The organism is Vibrio sp. 1580 (genome assembly GCF_033340055.1).
Genome location: NZ_JAWOVT010000369.1, coordinates 1 through 646, shown reverse-complemented (window position 1 = coordinate 646; position 646 = coordinate 1). Strand labels below are relative to the sequence as shown.

The following is a 646-nucleotide window of genomic DNA, read 5'->3' as shown; positions in this document are numbered from 1 at the left end:
AAATGTTCTAAATGGTTCGCCTTATCTGTCGGGCAGAAGATCATCACATGCACAATCTGCTCACCATTAATATGACTTGAAATGTGGATGTGCGGCTCTGCGCCCGGCAGATCAACGCCAGCATGCTTCTCGATCATGGTATTGTAACGATGTGCAACATCACTAAAGTAACTGCAATGCTCATCAATTTTGTCCGTTAACGGTGTTAGTAGCGGATACAAGTTGACGAAGTCTTTCACCACAATCGTGAAATTATGGTAAACATAACGCTTCATGAAGTTGAGGTTTTTAACCGGATAGGTGAAAAACATACTATTAGGCAACGTCGCAGTTTTACCCGTGTAATGGTATTGCCCGTGATGTAAATCGATCTCTTGAATCACTGTCGCCATCATGTTGTGTTCGATCACCTCGCCACACAACTTACCCACTTCAATCCAATCACCCACTCGAAACGAGCGCGAACTCGCACGTTGAATCGAGCCTGTAAAACACAAAATGATCTCTTTCGATGCCACCACAATAGCAACCGCAATCGCTGTAACACTGAGCGCAAACTCACTGATTTCTGATTGCCAGAGGATAAACAGGATCAGCAATGTGAACGCAAACGTACCGTTTTTGGTTCTCGACATCCAACTGCGTT

The 646-nt window shown here is 44.4% G+C and carries 1 protein-coding gene; it reads right to left on the bottom strand.

All coding sequences use genetic code 11. The annotated features are described in order from the left end of the window. Positions 1 to 646, bottom strand: a 646-nt coding sequence (locus tag R7093_RS26060) for a mechanosensitive ion channel family protein (protein ID WP_318147124.1), incomplete at both ends; no start/stop codon positions are given.